The 15,658-nt window shown below is 59.2% G+C and carries 18 protein-coding genes; 15 read left to right on the top strand and 3 right to left on the bottom strand.

Annotated elements, in window-relative coordinates; all coding sequences use genetic code 11:
- Nucleotides 1–13: 13 nt before the first annotated feature.
- From H7847_RS07575 to H7847_RS07545, 7 genes are all read left to right on the top strand, one after another.
- Nucleotides 14–277, top strand: a complete 264-nt coding sequence (locus H7847_RS07575; RefSeq protein WP_227268779.1) for a hypothetical protein — start codon at nucleotides 14–16, stop codon at nucleotides 275–277.
- Nucleotides 278–557: 280 nt separating this feature from the next.
- Entirely contained in the window at nucleotides 558–989 is a 432-nt protein-coding gene (locus tag H7847_RS07570; protein WP_227268778.1) for a hypothetical protein, read from the top strand.
- Entirely contained in the window at nucleotides 989–1,651 is a 663-nt protein-coding gene (locus H7847_RS07565; RefSeq protein ID WP_227268777.1) for a MotA/TolQ/ExbB proton channel family protein, read from the top strand. Before H7847_RS07570 ends, H7847_RS07565 begins: the two co-directional genes overlap by 1 nt.
- A gap of 28 nt (nucleotides 1,652–1,679) precedes the next feature.
- Entirely contained in the window at nucleotides 1,680–2,021 is a 342-nt protein-coding gene (locus tag H7847_RS07560; protein ID WP_227268776.1) for an ExbD/TolR family protein, read from the top strand.
- A 1-nt stretch (nucleotide 2,022) separates the two neighbouring features.
- Nucleotides 2,023–2,415, top strand: coding sequence for an ExbD/TolR family protein (locus tag H7847_RS07555; protein WP_227268988.1), 393 nt, complete (start codon nucleotides 2,023–2,025; stop codon nucleotides 2,413–2,415).
- Nucleotides 2,412–3,404 carry a cell envelope integrity protein TolA gene (locus H7847_RS07550; protein WP_227268775.1) on the top strand — a complete coding sequence of 331 codons (993 nt, stop codon included), beginning with the start codon at nucleotides 2,412–2,414 and terminating at the stop codon, nucleotides 3,402–3,404. The genes H7847_RS07555 and H7847_RS07550 overlap by 4 nt, the downstream gene beginning before the upstream one ends.
- A 198-nt stretch (nucleotides 3,405–3,602) precedes the next feature.
- A complete protein-coding gene (locus tag H7847_RS07545) occupies nucleotides 3,603–3,860 on the top strand; it encodes a hypothetical protein (protein WP_227268774.1) in 258 nt (85 codons plus the stop codon).
- On the opposite strand, the gene H7847_RS07540 is transcribed toward H7847_RS07545, so the two are convergent.
- Nucleotides 3,845–5,953 carry a TonB-dependent receptor gene (locus tag H7847_RS07540; protein ID WP_227268773.1) on the bottom strand — a complete coding sequence of 703 codons (2,109 nt, stop codon included), beginning with the start codon at nucleotides 5,951–5,953 and terminating at the stop codon, nucleotides 3,845–3,847. The two genes, H7847_RS07545 and H7847_RS07540, sit on opposite strands and share 16 nt — an antisense overlap.
- Nucleotides 5,954–6,171: 218 nt before the next feature.
- On the opposite strand from H7847_RS07540, the gene H7847_RS07535 reads away from it, so the two are divergent.
- From H7847_RS07535 to H7847_RS07510, 6 genes are all read left to right on the top strand, one after another.
- Complete coding sequence (locus H7847_RS07535) at nucleotides 6,172–6,510, top strand: hypothetical protein (protein WP_227268772.1); 339 nt, start codon at nucleotides 6,172–6,174, stop codon at nucleotides 6,508–6,510.
- Nucleotides 6,507–8,084 carry a PepSY-associated TM helix domain-containing protein gene (locus H7847_RS07530; RefSeq protein WP_227268771.1) on the top strand — a complete coding sequence of 526 codons (1,578 nt, stop codon included), beginning with the start codon at nucleotides 6,507–6,509 and terminating at the stop codon, nucleotides 8,082–8,084. Before H7847_RS07535 ends, H7847_RS07530 begins: the two co-directional genes overlap by 4 nt.
- A 453-nt stretch (nucleotides 8,085–8,537) precedes the next feature.
- On the top strand, nucleotides 8,538–8,828 hold the full coding sequence (locus H7847_RS07525; RefSeq protein ID WP_227268770.1) for a ribbon-helix-helix domain-containing protein: 291 nt from the start codon (nucleotides 8,538–8,540) through the stop codon (nucleotides 8,826–8,828).
- A gap of 92 nt (nucleotides 8,829–8,920) precedes the next feature.
- Entirely contained in the window at nucleotides 8,921–9,316 is a 396-nt protein-coding gene (locus tag H7847_RS07520; RefSeq protein ID WP_227268769.1) for a VOC family protein, read from the top strand.
- A gap of 31 nt (nucleotides 9,317–9,347) precedes the next feature.
- Nucleotides 9,348–9,866, top strand: a complete 519-nt coding sequence (locus H7847_RS07515) for a twin-arginine translocation signal domain-containing protein (RefSeq protein WP_227268768.1) — start codon at nucleotides 9,348–9,350, stop codon at nucleotides 9,864–9,866.
- 14 nt (nucleotides 9,867–9,880) lie between these two features.
- Entirely contained in the window at nucleotides 9,881–11,452 is a 1,572-nt protein-coding gene (locus H7847_RS07510) for a GMC family oxidoreductase (protein ID WP_227268767.1), read from the top strand.
- 275 nt (nucleotides 11,453–11,727) lie between these two features.
- On the opposite strand, the gene H7847_RS07505 is transcribed toward H7847_RS07510, so the two are convergent.
- Nucleotides 11,728–12,087 (bottom strand): hypothetical protein, encoded by a 360-nt coding sequence (locus tag H7847_RS07505; RefSeq protein WP_227268766.1) that lies wholly within the window; start codon nucleotides 12,085–12,087, stop codon nucleotides 11,728–11,730.
- Nucleotides 12,088–12,353: 266 nt separating this feature from the next.
- On the opposite strand from H7847_RS07505, the gene H7847_RS07500 reads away from it, so the two are divergent.
- Together H7847_RS07500 and H7847_RS07495 are read left to right on the top strand one after the other, a co-directional pair.
- Nucleotides 12,354–13,988, top strand: coding sequence for a calcium-binding protein (locus H7847_RS07500; protein WP_227268765.1), 1,635 nt, complete (start codon nucleotides 12,354–12,356; stop codon nucleotides 13,986–13,988).
- Nucleotides 13,989–14,390: 402 nt separating this feature from the next.
- Nucleotides 14,391–14,927 carry an RNA polymerase sigma factor gene (locus H7847_RS07495; protein ID WP_227268764.1) on the top strand — a complete coding sequence of 179 codons (537 nt, stop codon included), beginning with the start codon at nucleotides 14,391–14,393 and terminating at the stop codon, nucleotides 14,925–14,927.
- A 1-nt stretch (nucleotide 14,928) separates the two neighbouring features.
- Here the strand turns inward: H7847_RS07495 and H7847_RS07490 are convergent, their stop codons facing one another.
- Nucleotides 14,929–15,498, bottom strand: a complete 570-nt coding sequence (locus H7847_RS07490) for a hypothetical protein (RefSeq protein ID WP_227268763.1) — start codon at nucleotides 15,496–15,498, stop codon at nucleotides 14,929–14,931.
- Between the last annotated feature and the right edge of the window lie 160 nt (nucleotides 15,499–15,658).

The following is a 15,658-nucleotide window of genomic DNA, read 5'->3' as shown; positions in this document are numbered from 1 at the left end:
GGAGCGGGTCGTGATGTCGATCACAGCAATCCGCACCCAACCGCGGGAAGCGGGCTGGCGGATCGATGAGGTCAGGTTCTTGAGCAAGTTACAGGGGGCACTGCAACCTTGGCAGAACGAGATGGTTTCCCACCCGGAATTGGAGGTGTCGCTGCGGAGAGTTGTTGTCCGCGTGGCTGATGCCGAACGAGATACAGAGAAGGTCAGCAAGATTGAGAACGGTCAAATTGACAAAGGGCTATTGGGCGCAAGAGGCGAAATCGCCTTGGTCAATTGACTGTTCGTGGGGCCGAACCGTTGCCTGTCAGCTGTCAGCTCTGAAGGGCCGCCGAAATCCGTCGGAGATGTCTTCTGGTAACGATCAGCTTCCTGCCGCAACGTAAAAATTTCTTAGTATAAAAGTCAGGATTGCAGTCACGATAAACTTTTGGTAGCCCTTGACCAAGGTGTAAAGCGGCCGGGATTGTCATCTCGGACATATGCAACACTGTGACCAAGCCGTCGACGTTCGTTCGTTCAGCCAGGTAGCCCGGCCTTCTGTAGCTTACGGAGCGATCATGCAACGCGCTTTTCGATATCTATTTGCCCTGCTTGTGTCTTTCATCGGTGGCTTCGCCCCCGCGAACGAGCCGAGTTCATCCGGTAATATCAGCATAGAGCTGAACGCCGCCGACCCGCATGAGAACGGCTGCACGCTGACGTTCCTGATCACCAATGGATTTGCCCAAGCCATGGACCGCGTGATCTATGAGACGGTTCTGTTTGACCGAAGCGGTCAGGTCGATCGGCTGACCTTGTTCGACTTTGGCGCGCTCCCCTCGGAACGCCCCCGCGTGCGCCAGTTTGCCGTTCCGGATTTGACCTGTGACGAGCTGGGTCGGGTTCTCTTCAATGGTGCAAGCACATGCGAAGGCGACGGCCTGCCGCCTTCCGCCTGCGACGCGGGCTTTACCCCCAGTTCACGTATAGAGGTCGAGGTGATCGGATAATGGATACGTCTTTCATCTCCCTTCTCGATCCACTGCGTGAGATTGCCCGAACGGGTGGCCCCGTTGTCATCATTCTGATGGGGGTCGCAGTGCTGACCCTTGCGGTGATCCTATACAAGGTCTGGCAGTTTGCGGTTGCAGGTGTCGGGCGACACAAAGCCCTGTCCGAGGCGATTGACGCCTGGGACGCACAGGATCGCAGCGCCGCGCGCGCGGCGCTTGAGCGATCAACCAGCTATCTTGCGCCCGTTGTAAACATGGCGATGTCGGGCTCTGCCGTGACATTTGACCGCCTGCAATCCGAGACCGAGGCCCGTTTTGCAAAACTGGAGCGTGGCTTTCGAATGCTGGATTCAGTGGCGCAGCTTGCCCCGCTGCTGGGCCTCTTTGGCACTGTGCTGGGTATGATCGCGGCCTTTCAGGCGCTGCAGGACGCCGGCGCGCAGGTCGATCCTTCCATCCTCGCAGGGGGGATCTGGGTCGCGCTTCTGACCACGGCGGCCGGGCTGGTTGTTGCCATGCCAACCGCCCTGGCATTGAGTTGGCTGGAAAGCCGGATGGAGGCCGAACGCGTGCTGGCAGACAAAGCCATTCTCACCATCCTGTCCCCTCTGGGTGGTGCGCAGCCGGCAGACGCCGAGATGGTTCCGGCGCATGGCTAGGCCAGTGGGCAGACGGCGGCGGCTGTCGATGACGTCCCTAATCGACGTCATTTTCCTGTTGTTGCTGTTTTTCATGTTGACCTCGACGTTTTCCCAATTTGCAGAAGTGGAATTGTCAGCCGCGAGTTCCGGTGCCGTGGCCCCCTCCGGCACACCACCGCTTTTCCTGCAACTGGGTCAGGATACGGTGCGCGTTAACGGCGACCAGATCGCCCTGGACACTTTGCCGACCTCTGCGCTGGCCGAGGCGCCGGACGGCACCGTCTTGCTCGTCAGCCTGGCAGAAGATGTTGATGCGCAACGCCTTACAGACCTGCTGGTGGCGCTCCGCAGGCTGCCCGCGCTCCGCGTCAGCGTTCTGGGGGTTTGAGATGGTGCGCAGGCAGGCCCCCGCAAAATCACAGCGTGAACCAACCATTGCGCTGATCAACATCGTTTTCTTGATGCTGGTCTTTTTCATGGTGGCTGGCACCCTGTCACACCCTCTCGACCGGACGCTTTCGCTGGTCAAGACAACTGAACTGGAGGGACGCGCCCCACCCGATACCCTGGTGATCCATGCCGATGGAAGGTTGGCCTTTCGCGGTACAGATCAACCGGATATCCAGCGCTTCTTCGACAGTCTGGCGGAGGACGACCGTCAGACTATCCGACTTGTGCCGGACCGGGATCTGCCGGCACAGACATTGGTCACCCTGACCCGCGATTTGCGCGCGGCAGGGGCAGAACGTATTATAATCGTTACCGAAAGGAGCTTGCGATGATTGCAAGCTCACCTCTGGCCAAAGCCATATCCATCCTTCTGGCCGCTGCCCTGCTTGTCGGGGTGTCCAACTTCAGGGCCGCAGAGGAGCCTGTTTTGATGGCGGGCGCAGGTGAAGCTCCCGAGGCCCGTGTCGGGTCAAGCTTTGCAGACATGGTCGCCGGGACAATGACCGCCGAAACCGTGCAGGACATTGCTGACCCCGTGCAGCCGGACCGCACAGCGCCGGCAGCGGAAGCGCCGCAGCAAACGCCATCTGTTCAACCTCCCATCACCTCCCGCCTGGCGCCCCAGCCGGACGCCCTACCGCAGACAACGGCCCAGGCCACGCCAACGCCTGTACCGCCGTCGCTCTCAGACGATCCAGTTGTTGCAGCACTGCCCCCCCCAACGCCGGTTGCCCCGGAACAACCTCTCCGGCCAAACGCACCACGGGCATCGGAAACTCCCACCGAAGCCCCACCCGCCAGTGCGCCCGAAACACTACCTTCCACCGACCCCGAGGACAATCTGCCGCGGGTATCTGCCCGCCCGAGGCAACGCGATCCGGCACTTGCAGCGCAAGCGCGGGAACGGCAGGCTGAAGCCGCCCAGAGACAGGCTGAAGCCGTGCAGTCCGCTCGCGGCAATGCGCAGGTCAACAATACCCAGGGCGCAGCAGATGGTGCCAGCACCCAGCAAGCGACAACCCAAGGCAATAGCGGTCAGCAAGCCTCACAAAGCGGCAATGCCGCCGCCAGCAATTACCCCGGCGAGATCATGCGGCGCATCTCGCGTGTCTCGAAACCCCGGGTCAACAGCCGCGGCGTGACAACCGTTGCCTTCTCGATCTCGGGCAACGGCGGTCTGGCCAGTGTCTCCGTGGCGCGGACATCCGGGTCCAGCGCGCTTGATGATGCGGCCCTGCGCGTCATTCAAAAGGCCGCGCCCTTTCCGCCACCCCCCTTGGGCGCGCAACGGCAGTTCGCGATCAGGATCAGAGGTCGCTAAGGGGCGCAATCGGCAGGCCGGGTAATGCTACAGCCGACATCGCGCGACATGTGGAACGCGGGGTTGCAGGATACGTTGTAACTGACGCCGCTTTGCGGGCAGGGGTGGGAGGTTTACCTGGATACCCCAATGCGTGCCCGCAGCGCCGCCCCCCAAACTCTCAACCTTGCCAGCCAGCGGCGATAGGCGGCGGGTGATATGGCCACGACCACCCATCCGAAGGCGGATAGACCGCCCATCCACAAAAACAGGCTCGCCGCCTCGCCCAAGACCGCCAGTATCCCGCCCGGGGCCAATGCGATGAACCACACCCACCTTGCGGATATGCGGGGCACGACAGGTGCCAACCCGGACGACCTGCGTCGCTTTGGATCATGGCGCGCAAGCCATGCAACGGCCCCGAGGCTGATAACGAGCGCGATGACCGTCATACGAAGCCGTCAAAAGTATCGCTGAACATAAAGCCCAACGGTGCGCGGCTCTCCGATACGCTCCAGCGTTGTCCCATTGCTTGTGGAGCGAGATGTCGCATATTCCTCGTCAAATATATTCCGCGCATACAGCCCCAAAAGCCAGTCGTCGAAGGCATAGGTCAGCTGCGCATTCACCAGCCAACGATCATCGCTGCGCTGTGCGGCTGTGTTCTCCACATCGAAAAAACTGCCGTCGGTGTAGGAGGCATCGATCCCAAGCGACAGGCCGTTGTCCCAGCTGTAACGCCCGCCAAGTGCAAGGGTCACTTCTGGCGAAAAAGGAAAGGAATTGCCTTTCAGCTGTACACCATCGTTGACGAAATCAACGAATTCCGTTTTGGCATAGGCAGCAGAACCATAGAGGGCGAGCCTCTCGCTCACCTCGCCTTCGAGGGACAATTCACCGCCCCACATGCGCGATTCGCCCGCATTCACCACCTCGAAATCCGGCTGTCCGCTGGGCACAAACCCGATGAACCGGCTCACTTGCTGATCCTCCCAGTCGGCATAAAACACGTTGGCCCCAACCAACAGCCGGTCCTCGTAAAAGCTCCCGCGGTAGGCCAGTTCGTAGTTGGTTGTGAATTCCGGGTCGAAGTTCGACAGTTCCCCCGCGATATTCACACTCGACCCCCCCGAGCGATAGCCGCGTTGGATCGTGAAACTCACCGCCTGGTTTTCAGTGAATTCGTAGGTCGCTCCGATCTTGGGCAGGAAGGCGTCAAAGGAGGTCTCGCCCTGTGCGGCGGAATTGGTAAAGGGAGCTGGCAGGGGGAGCGAATACGTCGTGATCTGATCAAAGGCAAATTCCTCGTAGTCATAGCGCGCGCCAACGGTGAACGACAAACCGTTCAGAATATCGTCTGCCCGAATGTCGGCCTCGCCAAAGATCGCGATGTTGGTGACGTCTGTGGCGAAATCGGTGAAACGATCCACGAAAACCCCGTTGGCACTGCCAGGTGTTCCGCCGAGGGAAAAGCCCGTGTCCACAATGAAGTTGGCTGGGCGCTTCTCCTTGATCTCACTATAGAACAACCCCAACACGCCGGTGACCCCGCTGGTCTCAAACCGCAGCCGCACATCCTGTTCGAAAACTTCTGTATCGACCCGCCGCTCGAAGGAACCCAGGAAAATCGGGGTATCGTCTCCGTCCTCGGAACGGACATAGTCCTGCGTGTAATAGCTTGTCTCGGTCTCCAGCGTCAGCCTGTCCGAGATCCCCCACTCCGTGCGCAGCCCCCAGATATCATGCCGCGACCCTTCGCGTGTCGGCAGATCAAGCGTGACAACCTCCCCACTGGGTGACGAGGTGCGATTGATGGTATCCTCACCACCGAAATTATCGGTTCGGCTGAAGGAGAACGTCGCGCTGAAGTTATTGACCGGTTCCCAAAGCAGCTTGGCGCGATAGGTGTCGGTTTCCTCCGGATTGGCATCTTCATTGCGTGTGGCGTTAAAGACATAGCCGTCACTTCGGATCCTTTCCGCGGAAAAGCGGAGTGCCACAGTGTCCGACAGCGGCGTGTTTGCAACAAGGGCAATGCGGCTGAAATCACGCGACCCGATCTCGGACCGCAGCCGGTACTCCTGTTCGAAAACCGGGTCTTTTGATCGCAAGACAATCGCACCTGCCAGCGCATTGCGACCCTGCTGCGTGGATTGCGGGCCGCGCAGAATCTCTACCTGGTCGAGGTCCCAGGTGGAAAAGGGGCCAAAAAATGTGGCTTGATTGCCGGGCAAGGCAACGCCATCGACCTGTGTCGAGACGAGCTTACCCGCCCCGCCGCCGCCCACGCCGCTTTGGTCTATGCCACGAATGACAAAGCCCCGTTCGCCAAAACTGGAGGATACACCGGGCGTTCGTTCGATCACGTCCTTTAGGTTCGTCTCTCCACGTTCTTCGAGATCTTCACCGGTTTCGATGGCAGCGGAGGTCGGGCTGTCCTGCAGTGTCCGGTCCTGCAATTCGCCCTGCAGAACCAGTGTGCCCAGGTCAAAAGGAACGGCTGTCTCTTGGCCGTGGGCAACCGTCGCAGCCCACATCGAAGCACTTCCCACTACAATGGATCGGATCATGTTTACCCCACCGGATCGCTATTTTTGTGATCGCCTGCCCTGGCGGGGATACCACTTGATCCGGCTAGAGTGCGCTGGAATCAACAACCATATTTTGCCGGTTGGCACAATACCTTATTAAAAAAGTCGCCTATGGTCTCGCAATTCATCACCGGCTGTTCTATTCTTGCAACCAGTGCAAGCCATGCGCAGACCGCGCCGCCAGCCGAAATCTCAGAATGATGGATATTGCTGTGCTTTCGCGCCTTTCAACTCCTGTGGTGGCCCGCAGATTTGCCTCGGCCATCGATGGGCATCAGACACTCTGGCGTTGGATCTTTGCCGGCCCCGCAGCGCTCGTGCTGGCGCTTCTGGCCATGGCCAGCTTGCCCTTCGCGCTTCCGGCGGGGCGCGGAGGGGTCAACCACCTCGTGTTGCCTGTGGTTCTTTTTCCCGTGCTCTGGACCGCCTTCGTGATCCTCCCTGTTGCAACAAGGAACCTGCCGCGCATCGCCGCCCTCTACCTTGGGCTGGCCTTCTTTTTCCTCCTCTTGATCGTGGGAGCTTTCCTGAGATGAGTCTGACCGCTGCCGCAACAAAACGTCTTGTCGCCTTACATGGTTGGTCCGCGACAACCCTTGCGATCCTGCTTTACGTCGTCATGCTGACCGGCACGATCGTGGTTCTTGACAATGAGATCACGGCCTGGTCGGAGGGGCGCGCGGACCGTACGGGGGCCTTTGACGGCCCTGTCAATCGTCATGTGGAGCGACTGGCGGCCCAAGTCCCGCCCGAACTGCACGACACGGTCTTTGTCCGCACCTGGACCGGCGGCGATCTGAGCGTTTTCTTTGGGGCGCCGCGTGCCCATCCGGACGGCGGCAACCAGCTTTTCGGACGTCACTACGTGCTCGCGCCGGGGTCTGGCACGATCCATGAAGCGGGCATGGGCTTTTTGGACGACATTTTCAGTCAACGACCCGAGACCGCCCTGTCGCAGTTTCTTGTCGATCTGCATGTGCGCCTGCATGTGCCGGGTCGTCTGGGTCTCTATCTGACGGGTTTGCTGGGCGTGGCGATGCTGGTTGCAGCACTCACGGGCATCCTGATCCATAAACATATCATCCGCGATCTTTTCACCACCGAAAGACCGGGCGGGCGCATGGTGTCGTTCCGCGACAGGCATACGCTGGCAGGTGTGTGGTCCTTGCCGTTTGCCATCCTGTTGTCGTTTACCGGTGCCTTTCTCAGCTTTGCCGTGTCGCTTGGCCTGCCAGTTGTGGCGCTTGTGGCCTTCGGCGGGGATCAGGAACGGGCGTTCGACACCGTGTTGGGAGGCACCACGATGATCGAGGATTCCAAACCCGTTCCAACAACGGATCTGACACTGCTGATTGCAGATGCCCGGACACGCGCGGGCAGTGACGTTGGCGCGATCGAAATCCACCACTACGGACGGGCTGACGCGATCATCGAAACCTTCCATGGGGCCGCGCCGGGCGCCCTGAGGGGATCGACACTCGAATATGCGGGGGCGACCGGTGCCTTTCTGGGGCGCGTTGATCTGGTTGGATCCGCGCCTTCCAGCGGATCACTCCTCGCAGAGCTGATGACACCGCTGCATTTCGGTAATTTCGGCGGGCTTGCCTCGCGGCTGGTTTGGGTCGCCTTGGGCGCTGCGATGACCTACACGATTATTTCGGGTATGCAGCTCTGGCTGCGCCGCCGCGCGGACGATCCGATATGGCGCGCAGGAGAGCATGTCCTGGTCACTGTTGCCTGGGGGCTGCCCCTTGCAATTGTGGTGTGCGCTTATGGGTTTTTCACGGGCTATCTCTTTGGAGCTCCCTTTGCCTGGACGACAAATGCCTTTCTGGCCGGATGTGCTGCGGTGATCCTTTTGGCCTGGTTGTTCCGCCATATTCCGATGGCGCGTATGAATGAGTTTTACGCCACCGCGCTTGGCATTGGGATTTTGCTGCTGCCGCTTTATCGGCTGCAGACCGGCGGGCTTTCCTGGGGCGAAGCCATGGTGAGTGGCGGCACAGATGTTTTGCTGATCGATATGGTATGCCTGACAACGGCTGCAGCATGCCTGACGCCCGCTTTGCGCCGCCTGCGCAGGCGAGGCTCTTTGGCGGTTGGCGAGTAGCTGGGCGAAGATCAGGCACCCGGCGCTTGCAAGTGCCGCAGAGTAATAAACCTGCCGAGTGTACGCGGTTCGATACCCAAAGCGTCACAAGGAGCTCACGTGCCACGGCGCCATCGGTGGCCAAGGTTACGTCCAGGCTGGGCTGCTGATTTGGTGCGATACCTGGGTTTGCTTTCGCCAAGGCGGAGGTCATTGAAATCTGGAGCGAAAGGCCGCTTGCCAGGGCAGCCCAAGCCGAAGGGCGCTCGTCCTCCAACCGCCGACTTTGTTGTGAGCGAGAGTGCTCCATAGGCAGCCTTGCAGTACTTTGCGGACACGGGCGCAAGAGATGGTACATCTTCTTTAAGCTCGAATTCTTTAACCCCATCAGCACAGCAGAAACCTCTGGCGCTTGCCAAAAAACGATTCCGGATCAAGGATAAGAGTGATCGAAGTTGGGGAGGAGATGTGAGTATGTGCCAGATTTTTGCAGGACAGGACCCCGATGATTACGAACCAGTGACCCGCCGGTTGCGCCTGAATGGGCAAAGTACCAGTATTCGCCTGGAACGGAATTTTTGGGAAATCATCGATGAAATAGCCGTGCAGGAGGGCATGACAACGCCCGCTTTCATTTCGAAACTTCACTTGGAAGTCCTTGAACTTAGAGGTGAAGCCGCGAATTTCACGTCACTTCTACGCTGCGCCTGTCTGATCCGGCAGGAACATATCCTGGCGGAAGGCACCAAGATCGCTGCTGAATAAAGTGGCTTTGTAGTAACGCACTACTACCTACGAGCTGAATTGCTCCGGCATTCTTGTCCCAAAGGCTGAAACCAGCGGTTTGGGAGGACCATATGGCCAAAGCAATTCACGCCATGATTCGCGTTCTGGACGAGAAACGCTCCGCCGCGTTCTACGAGGGGGCCTTCGGGCTGCAGATCGCCGAGCGCCTCGATTTTGAAAGCTTTACGCTTGTCTACCTCAGCAATGCTGAGAACAGCTTCGAGCTTGAGCTGACCGTTAACAAAAGTCAAACCGAGCCATACGATTTGGGCAACGGCTACGGTCATCTCGCGTTTTGCGTCGATGACGTGGTCGCCGAGCACAAGCGGTTTGAAGCGGCGGGGTACGCGCCGCGCAAACTGGTGGATTTCGCCCCTGACGGCGAAGTCATTGCCCGCTTTTTCTTTGTTCAGGACCCCGACGGTTACGAGATCGAGGTTCTGCAGAAGGCCGGGCGCTACCACTGAAGTCTATGGATCACGGGAGGAGATCACTCAGATGACCAACACAAATGCAACCTTAACACGGCGACAGCTTCTGTCGCGCAGTGCGGCAGCCGGTGCGGCCTTTGTCGTGGGAACGGGCTATGTTGCCTCGACCTCAGCGGCCTGGGCGATGGAGGTGCAGCACCTTCAACCGACAACGATGGCAACCCTGATCCAGATGGCCCGCGATATTTATCCGCATGACCACGTGGCAGACGAATTCTACGCTGCGGCCGTCAAAGGCTATGACAGCGAAGAGAATGCCGAAACCGTCGAGGCGGGCATCGCAGCCTTGAACGCCGCCGCCGAGGGTAAAGGCTACGCCAGCTACATCGATGTGGGCTGGGAACGCGACCGCGTCGACATACTGCGCAGTATGGAAAACAGCGCGTTTTTCCAGGCCGTCCGGGGCGGGCTTGTCACCGGGCTCTATAACCAGAAAGCCGTCTGGCCGCTTTTTGGTTACGAGGGAGAGAGCTATTCCCAGGGCGGCTATCTCAACCATGGTTTTGACGACATCAACTGGGTTTGAGGGGGATCACGAAGATGAGTGCACCATTTGATCTGAACGACGACAGCGTTGTCGTCATCATCGGAACCGGCGCGGGCGGCGGGGTTCTGGCAAACGAACTGGCCCAGAAGGGCGTCAGCGTCGTCGCCCTGGAAGCGGGCGGGCGGTATCTGCCCGAGGACTATGTCAATGACGAGTGGGAAAGCTTCGGCCAGCTGGCATGGCTCGACGCGCGGACCACCTCGGGCGACTGGCGTGTGGCCAAGGATTTCAGCGGCTTGCCCGCCTGGATCGTGAAGGCCGTGGGCGGCACCACGACCCATTGGGCGGGGGCGTCCCTGCGCTTCCAGGATCACGAGTGGAAGGCCAGAACGACCTATGGCGATGTGCAGGGCGCAAACCTGCTGGACTGGCCCATCGATCCACGTGAGATGGATGATTACTACACCAAGGCCGAGGACAAGCTGGGCGTGACCCGCACCGGCGGTCGCGAAGGTCTGCCGGGATGCAACAACTACAAAGTCTTCGAAGCGGGAGCCAAGGCGCTCGGCTACAAGGACGTGCATACCGGTCGGATGGCGATCAATTCCGCCGAACGGGATGGAGAGCAAGCCTGCCAGCAGACTGGGTTCTGCTTTCAGGGGTGCAAATGGGGCGCGAAATGGTCCGCCGCCTATCGCGACATTCCCGCAGGCGAAGCCACGGGCAACCTCGAAGTGCGCTCAAGGGCCCATGTCCTCAAGATCGAGCATGATGAGGGTGGCAAGGTCACCGGCGTGCTTTATGCCGACGCCGATGGCAATCAGCAGATGCAGAAGGCGCGGATTATCTGTGTGGCGGGAAACTCCATCGAAAGCCCGCGGCTGCTGTTGAACTCGGAGTCATCGATGTATCCCGACGGTCTGGCCAACAGCTCGGGCCAGGTGGGGCGCAACTACATGCGTCACATGACGGGATCGGTCTACGCGATCTTCGACAAGCCGGTGAAGATGTGGCGGGGCACGACCATGGCGGGGATCATCCAGGACGAAGCCCGCCACGACCCGTCCCGCGGCTTTGTGGGGGGCTATGAGCTGGAGACCCTCGCACTTGGGTTGCCGTTCATGGCGGCCTTTCTTGACCCCGGTGCCTGGGGGCGTGAATTCACCACCGCGCTGGATGGCTACGAAAACATGGCCGGCATGTGGATCGTGGGCGAAGACATGCCGCAGGAAACCAACCGAATCACGCTCAACCATGATGTCAAAGACCAATACGGCCTGCCTGCGCCGAATGTGCATTTCGATGACCACCCCAACGACATTGCGATGCGCAACCATGCCTATAAGCAGGGCGCAGCGGTCTATGAGGCCGTTGGCGCGACACGTGTCTTCCCGACGCCACCCTATCCGTCGACACATAACCTCGGCACCAACCGGATGTCGGAGAACCCGCGTGACGGTGTGGTCAACAGCCATGGTCAAACCCATGATATTGCCAACCTGTTCATCTCCGACGGATCGCAGTTCACCACCGGGGCGGCAGAGAACCCCACGCTGACGATTGTCGCTCTGGCCATTCGCCAGGCTGACCATATCGCGGCAGAAATGGGCAGAGGCAACCTGTAAGACCACATCCGACTGGTGGAAAAAAGCCAAAGGGCAGGCTTTGCCCTTTGGCGCGGCGCGAGAAATCCAAGCCCTCTGTCACAAGACATGTGCCGTTTCTGACGTACCTGCAAACCACCATAAAGAAGGGGCCGGTCACAACGCGGTCAGCGCTGCGGCGTGCCCCAGGATTTTACCGCTGTTCACGGGCCGGTTTCAGCCCCTCATGCGTCTGGTGCAACGCGCGAAGCCTCCGGCGGCTTCCTAATCCGCCAAAGCAAGGACGCGCTTGGTGCCTACATCCCGGCGAAAACTGCGAAGACCCGCCCCAATGTGATGACCTGCACCAGAAGGCCCGCGACGACCTGGGCGGTAAACTGGCCTGCAAAGACCAGCGTGGCCAAGACACCCGCGGCCCGGTCGCGCGCGGCCTTGGGCACTTTGCCCATCAGCCCGTTGTTCTGATGGGGCATCACCAAACCAAGGCCAAGCCCAGCAGTCATCGCCGCGATGGCAAGGCCCGAGGCGGCTGTCCGCCAACTGCCGGGTGTGGTCGCTTGTGATTGAGAAACGCCATCCATTTTCTGCCCCGGGCCTTGGTCTTTGATCTGCTTCTCATTCACCAGATGATCCTCATTGCGCAGATGTCGTGCCATCTAACGCACACCGGAAACGCAGGCTGTCAATTGAGTTTTGCAGCCCTCCGGTTGGGTCGACATGACCTGGAGATTGTCTTGACAAGGTCTCCTTTGCATTGCGGCCGCCCCCCCAAAATAATTTTGAACCGTGGTTGGCGTCGGCGCGACCAATGGATGTCTCGCCGGCTGCACGGGCACAAACCTGAGGCTTAGACAACAGGAGCAGGCTCGGGACAGGTGGCGGTGAACATAAAGACGAAAATGATATTTGAATGGAGAATCCAATGCCTAGCTTCAACTTATTTAATCTGTTTTTCGGTGGCCTCCAGATCGGTGGCTCGAACCGCGACGAGCTTATTGTCGGTACGTTCGGCGATGACGAGATCGCTGGCAACGGGGGGGACGACCTGATCTTTGGCCTTTTTGGCGATGACAAAATCACAGGAGGTCTTGGCGATGATGTGATCTTTGGCGGGTCCGGTCATGACACCTTGGAAGGTGGCGACGGCGACGATTACCTCTCCGGGGGTTCCGGAAATGACCGGGTTGTCGGCAATAGGGGGGATGACCAAATGTTCGGGGGTCGTGGCGACGACCTGTTGGTCTGGAACAACGGCGATGGCTCGGACCTGATGAATGGCGGCAGCGGCTATGACAAGGCGCAGGTGAATTTCGACACCGATCTTGTCAACGACGATCTGCAGAACAAGGACGTGGCCGAATTTTCTGTGACAGAGGAGGGCGTACAGTTTGCCCGGATCGAAGTGAATGACCAGACCGAGCGTGGCCTGTTCCAGCTCGACATTCGTGAAACCGAAGCTTTGGAGACGAATTTTGGCGGTGGGGACGACAAGGCGGTGATCGTGGGCACGGTGCTGGACGAGATCACGCTCGACCTTGATGGCGGTGACGGCATCGACACGCTGGATCTGTCGCAGGCGGCCGAGGCGGTTGCCGTCAATCTGAAGGCTGGCACGCTGGGGAATTCGGCGGTTGAGAATTTTGAAAATGTTATCGGCACCGCGTTCGACGACAAAATCACCGGCGACAAGCAGGACAACGTCATTTCAGGCCTCGGCGGTGTCGACAAGATCTTTGGTCGTGGGGGGGATGACACCCTTGTCGGCAACAAGGGCGACGATTTCATCTATGGCGGTCGCGGCGACGACATCCTTGTCTGGAACAATGGCGACGGATCGGACCTGATGAATGGCGGCAAGGGAGACGATCTGGTTCAGGTCAATTTCGACACGGATTTGGTGAACGACGATCTGCAGAACAGGGATGTTGCTGAATTCTCGATGACCGACAAAGGTGTGCAGTTTGCCCGGATCGAAGTGAACGACCAGACCGAGCGTGGTCTCTTCCAGCTTGACATCCGCAAAACGGAGACCCTGGAGACGAATTTCGGGGGCGGCGATGATACGGCCGTGATCGTGGACACAGTATTGGACGAGATCGTCCTCGATCTGGACGGTGGCGATGGCGTGGACACGCTGGATCTGTCGCAGGCCGCGGAGGCGGTCGCCGTCAATCTGAAAGCTGGCACGCTGGGCAATTCGACGGCTGAGAATTTCGAAAACGTCACCGGCACCGCGTTTGACGACACGATCAGCGGCAACGATCAGGACAACGTCATTCGCGGCGGTGCGGGGAATGACGTGATGCGCGGCGGTGAAGGGGCGGATACCTTCGTGTTCTTCGAGGAAGACAATGGCATCGATATCATCCTCGATTTCGAGATCGGCGTAGACCAGTTGCAGTTCGTCACAACAGATCCTGACGTCACCACCGAAAACCTGCTCGCAAACCTGACCCAGGTCGGAGACGACGTGGAACTGGCCCTAAACAACAAGGTGATCACATTCGAAGATACTGTGGTCACAGACTTTATCGCCGACGATTTCATGATTGCCTAGGTAAGCGTACCATCGGTGGTGTGCGGCCCCGTTGGCTTGAAGTGGACGGGGTCTCGCTATTCTCGGCACTGCGCAGAGTGTTGCGCTACCACGGATGGAGCGCAGTGCCGCATAGTGATTGAACCAGGCAGCCGCAGCATCACGATGCGCAAACGGCGCGCCCTCTGTCAAAAACCGGCTGTGCGTCAGATTGAGATGTTCTGCCGTGTCAACCGGTTATGAGGGTATGGTCGTAAAGCGGCATGCTTGCGGCACTCCACATCCTGATCGGGTGAGAGGCACAGGAAAACGCTGGGTGCCTTCCGCCTTCGACCAGGCCGTTGCGCTTAAGAGTTGTGTCCAGCGGTGTCCAATGGCACTTCTTGTTGAAACATGTGGTGGGACCGGCGAGCCGAAAATACGATGGACGACAAGGATCTCATTTCAAGTATTGCCGCAGGCGACAAAGGTGCCATGCGAGATCTGTACAACCGATACAATGACGCCGTCTATGGGTTCGCAGTTGCCCGCTGCAGGAACGAAGAGCTTGCATCGGATTGTGTGCATGACACGATGCTCGATGTCTGGCGTACCGCATCGCGCTTTTCGGGGCGCTCGAGCGTGAAGACCTGGCTCTTCGCGATTGCGCGCAACAAATTGGTCGATGCGCTGCGCAAACGCGGCAGGCTGTCCTTCGTGGACGAGGTGCCCGAAAGCGCAGATACCGCCCCGGACCCGGAGGCGGCGGTGATCGCGGCATCAGAAAAGCAACGGCTTCATCGGTGTTTGAATGGGTTGAAAGATGTGCAGCAATCAGCCATCCGTCTCGCCTTTCTGGAAGATCTCACCTACCCGGAGATTGCTGAAATCGAGGCCGTGCCGGTCGGGACGATCAAGACCCGCATCTTTCATGCCAAACAGGCCTTGATGCGGTGTCTCACGGCGGGGATGCGCCGCTAGATCATTGCTCCAGAACGATCTCTACCAAATCGGTCCGGGCGCTCAACGCTTCCATGGCCTCTCGTTGCGACGCCTGATCGGGGAAGGACACACGGACCACTCCGAGCGCACTCGGCCCGTCGGAGATTGTCCCACCCAAGGCTGCGAGCAATGTACCGATTTCGCCGATTGTTGCGCTCTCGACAAACTTGACCTGAAGGATGAAAGCCGGCGCGCGCTCGCTTGATGTGCGAAATCCCTCTGACACGCTGCCGGTGCGTGGCACGATGGTGAACTGCCAGGCGGCAACCGCAATGCAAGCGACAGCCGCATATCGCAAGACCTGCATCCAGGGGCGGCGGTTTTCATTGGCCGGCTGAGGCACGGGATCAATACTGGCAGCCAGTCTGGCCCACACGGCATCGCTGTTTTGGTGCTTTGGCGCCGCCGCCAAGTCTGCGCGGACCGACCGCATCAGGTCGACTTCGGCGGAAAGCGATGCATCCTGTGTCATGGAGGCCTCGAACTGTGCGCGATCCTCGGGGGCAAGCCGATTTTGCAGATAGTTGAGAATTGCGTCATCCCGATCCATGTCATCGCACCCGTTGTGTTGCAGTGTTCAAGGCTTTGTCGCACAGTCTTGCGACAGGGTTCAAAAATTGTTTGTCTCGGGATGTATTTTTTCCCTTTTTTTGAACCCGTACCGAGCTCCGAACGACAAAGGGTTTGAAACAAGGCGTGCCGGTGCGCCA

Origin of the sequence: Roseobacter weihaiensis (genome assembly GCF_020622345.1) — a bacterium.
GTDB lineage: Bacteria > Pseudomonadota > Alphaproteobacteria > Rhodobacterales > Rhodobacteraceae > Roseobacter > Roseobacter weihaiensis.
Note: the sequence above shows the minus strand (reverse complement) of the source record. Positions and strands in the feature narration are given on the sequence as shown.

Excerpts from the sequence above, each read along its gene's own strand:
- H7847_RS07535 (WP_227268772.1), top strand. The coding sequence starts at position 6,172 with ATGATGGATATTGCTGTGCTTTCGCGCCTTTCAACTCCTGTGGTGGCC.
- H7847_RS07560 (WP_227268776.1), top strand. The coding sequence starts at position 1,680 with ATGACGTCCCTAATCGACGTCATTTTCCTGTTGTTGCTGTTTTTCATG.
- H7847_RS07520 (WP_227268769.1), top strand. The coding sequence starts at position 8,921 with ATGGCCAAAGCAATTCACGCCATGATTCGCGTTCTGGACGAGAAACGC.
- H7847_RS07575 (WP_227268779.1), top strand. The coding sequence starts at position 14 with ATGTCGATCACAGCAATCCGCACCCAACCGCGGGAAGCGGGCTGGCGG.
- H7847_RS07505 (WP_227268766.1), bottom strand. The coding sequence starts at position 12,087 with ATGGCACGACATCTGCGCAATGAGGATCATCTGGTGAATGAGAAGCAG.
- H7847_RS07550 (WP_227268775.1), top strand. The coding sequence starts at position 2,412 with ATGATTGCAAGCTCACCTCTGGCCAAAGCCATATCCATCCTTCTGGCC.
- H7847_RS07525 (WP_227268770.1), top strand. The coding sequence starts at position 8,538 with ATGTGCCAGATTTTTGCAGGACAGGACCCCGATGATTACGAACCAGTG.
- H7847_RS07500 (WP_227268765.1), top strand. The coding sequence starts at position 12,354 with ATGCCTAGCTTCAACTTATTTAATCTGTTTTTCGGTGGCCTCCAGATC.
- H7847_RS07495 (WP_227268764.1), top strand. The coding sequence starts at position 14,391 with ATGGACGACAAGGATCTCATTTCAAGTATTGCCGCAGGCGACAAAGGT.
- H7847_RS07540 (WP_227268773.1), bottom strand. The coding sequence starts at position 5,953 with ATGATCCGATCCATTGTAGTGGGAAGTGCTTCGATGTGGGCTGCGACG.
- H7847_RS07530 (WP_227268771.1), top strand. The coding sequence starts at position 6,507 with ATGAGTCTGACCGCTGCCGCAACAAAACGTCTTGTCGCCTTACATGGT.
- H7847_RS07565 (WP_227268777.1), top strand. The coding sequence starts at position 989 with ATGGATACGTCTTTCATCTCCCTTCTCGATCCACTGCGTGAGATTGCC.
- H7847_RS07490 (WP_227268763.1), bottom strand. The coding sequence starts at position 15,498 with ATGGATCGGGATGACGCAATTCTCAACTATCTGCAAAATCGGCTTGCC.
- H7847_RS07545 (WP_227268774.1), top strand. The coding sequence starts at position 3,603 with ATGGCCACGACCACCCATCCGAAGGCGGATAGACCGCCCATCCACAAA.
- H7847_RS07515 (WP_227268768.1), top strand. The coding sequence starts at position 9,348 with ATGACCAACACAAATGCAACCTTAACACGGCGACAGCTTCTGTCGCGC.
- H7847_RS07570 (WP_227268778.1), top strand. The coding sequence starts at position 558 with ATGCAACGCGCTTTTCGATATCTATTTGCCCTGCTTGTGTCTTTCATC.
- H7847_RS07555 (WP_227268988.1), top strand. The coding sequence starts at position 2,023 with ATGGTGCGCAGGCAGGCCCCCGCAAAATCACAGCGTGAACCAACCATT.
- H7847_RS07510 (WP_227268767.1), top strand. The coding sequence starts at position 9,881 with ATGAGTGCACCATTTGATCTGAACGACGACAGCGTTGTCGTCATCATC.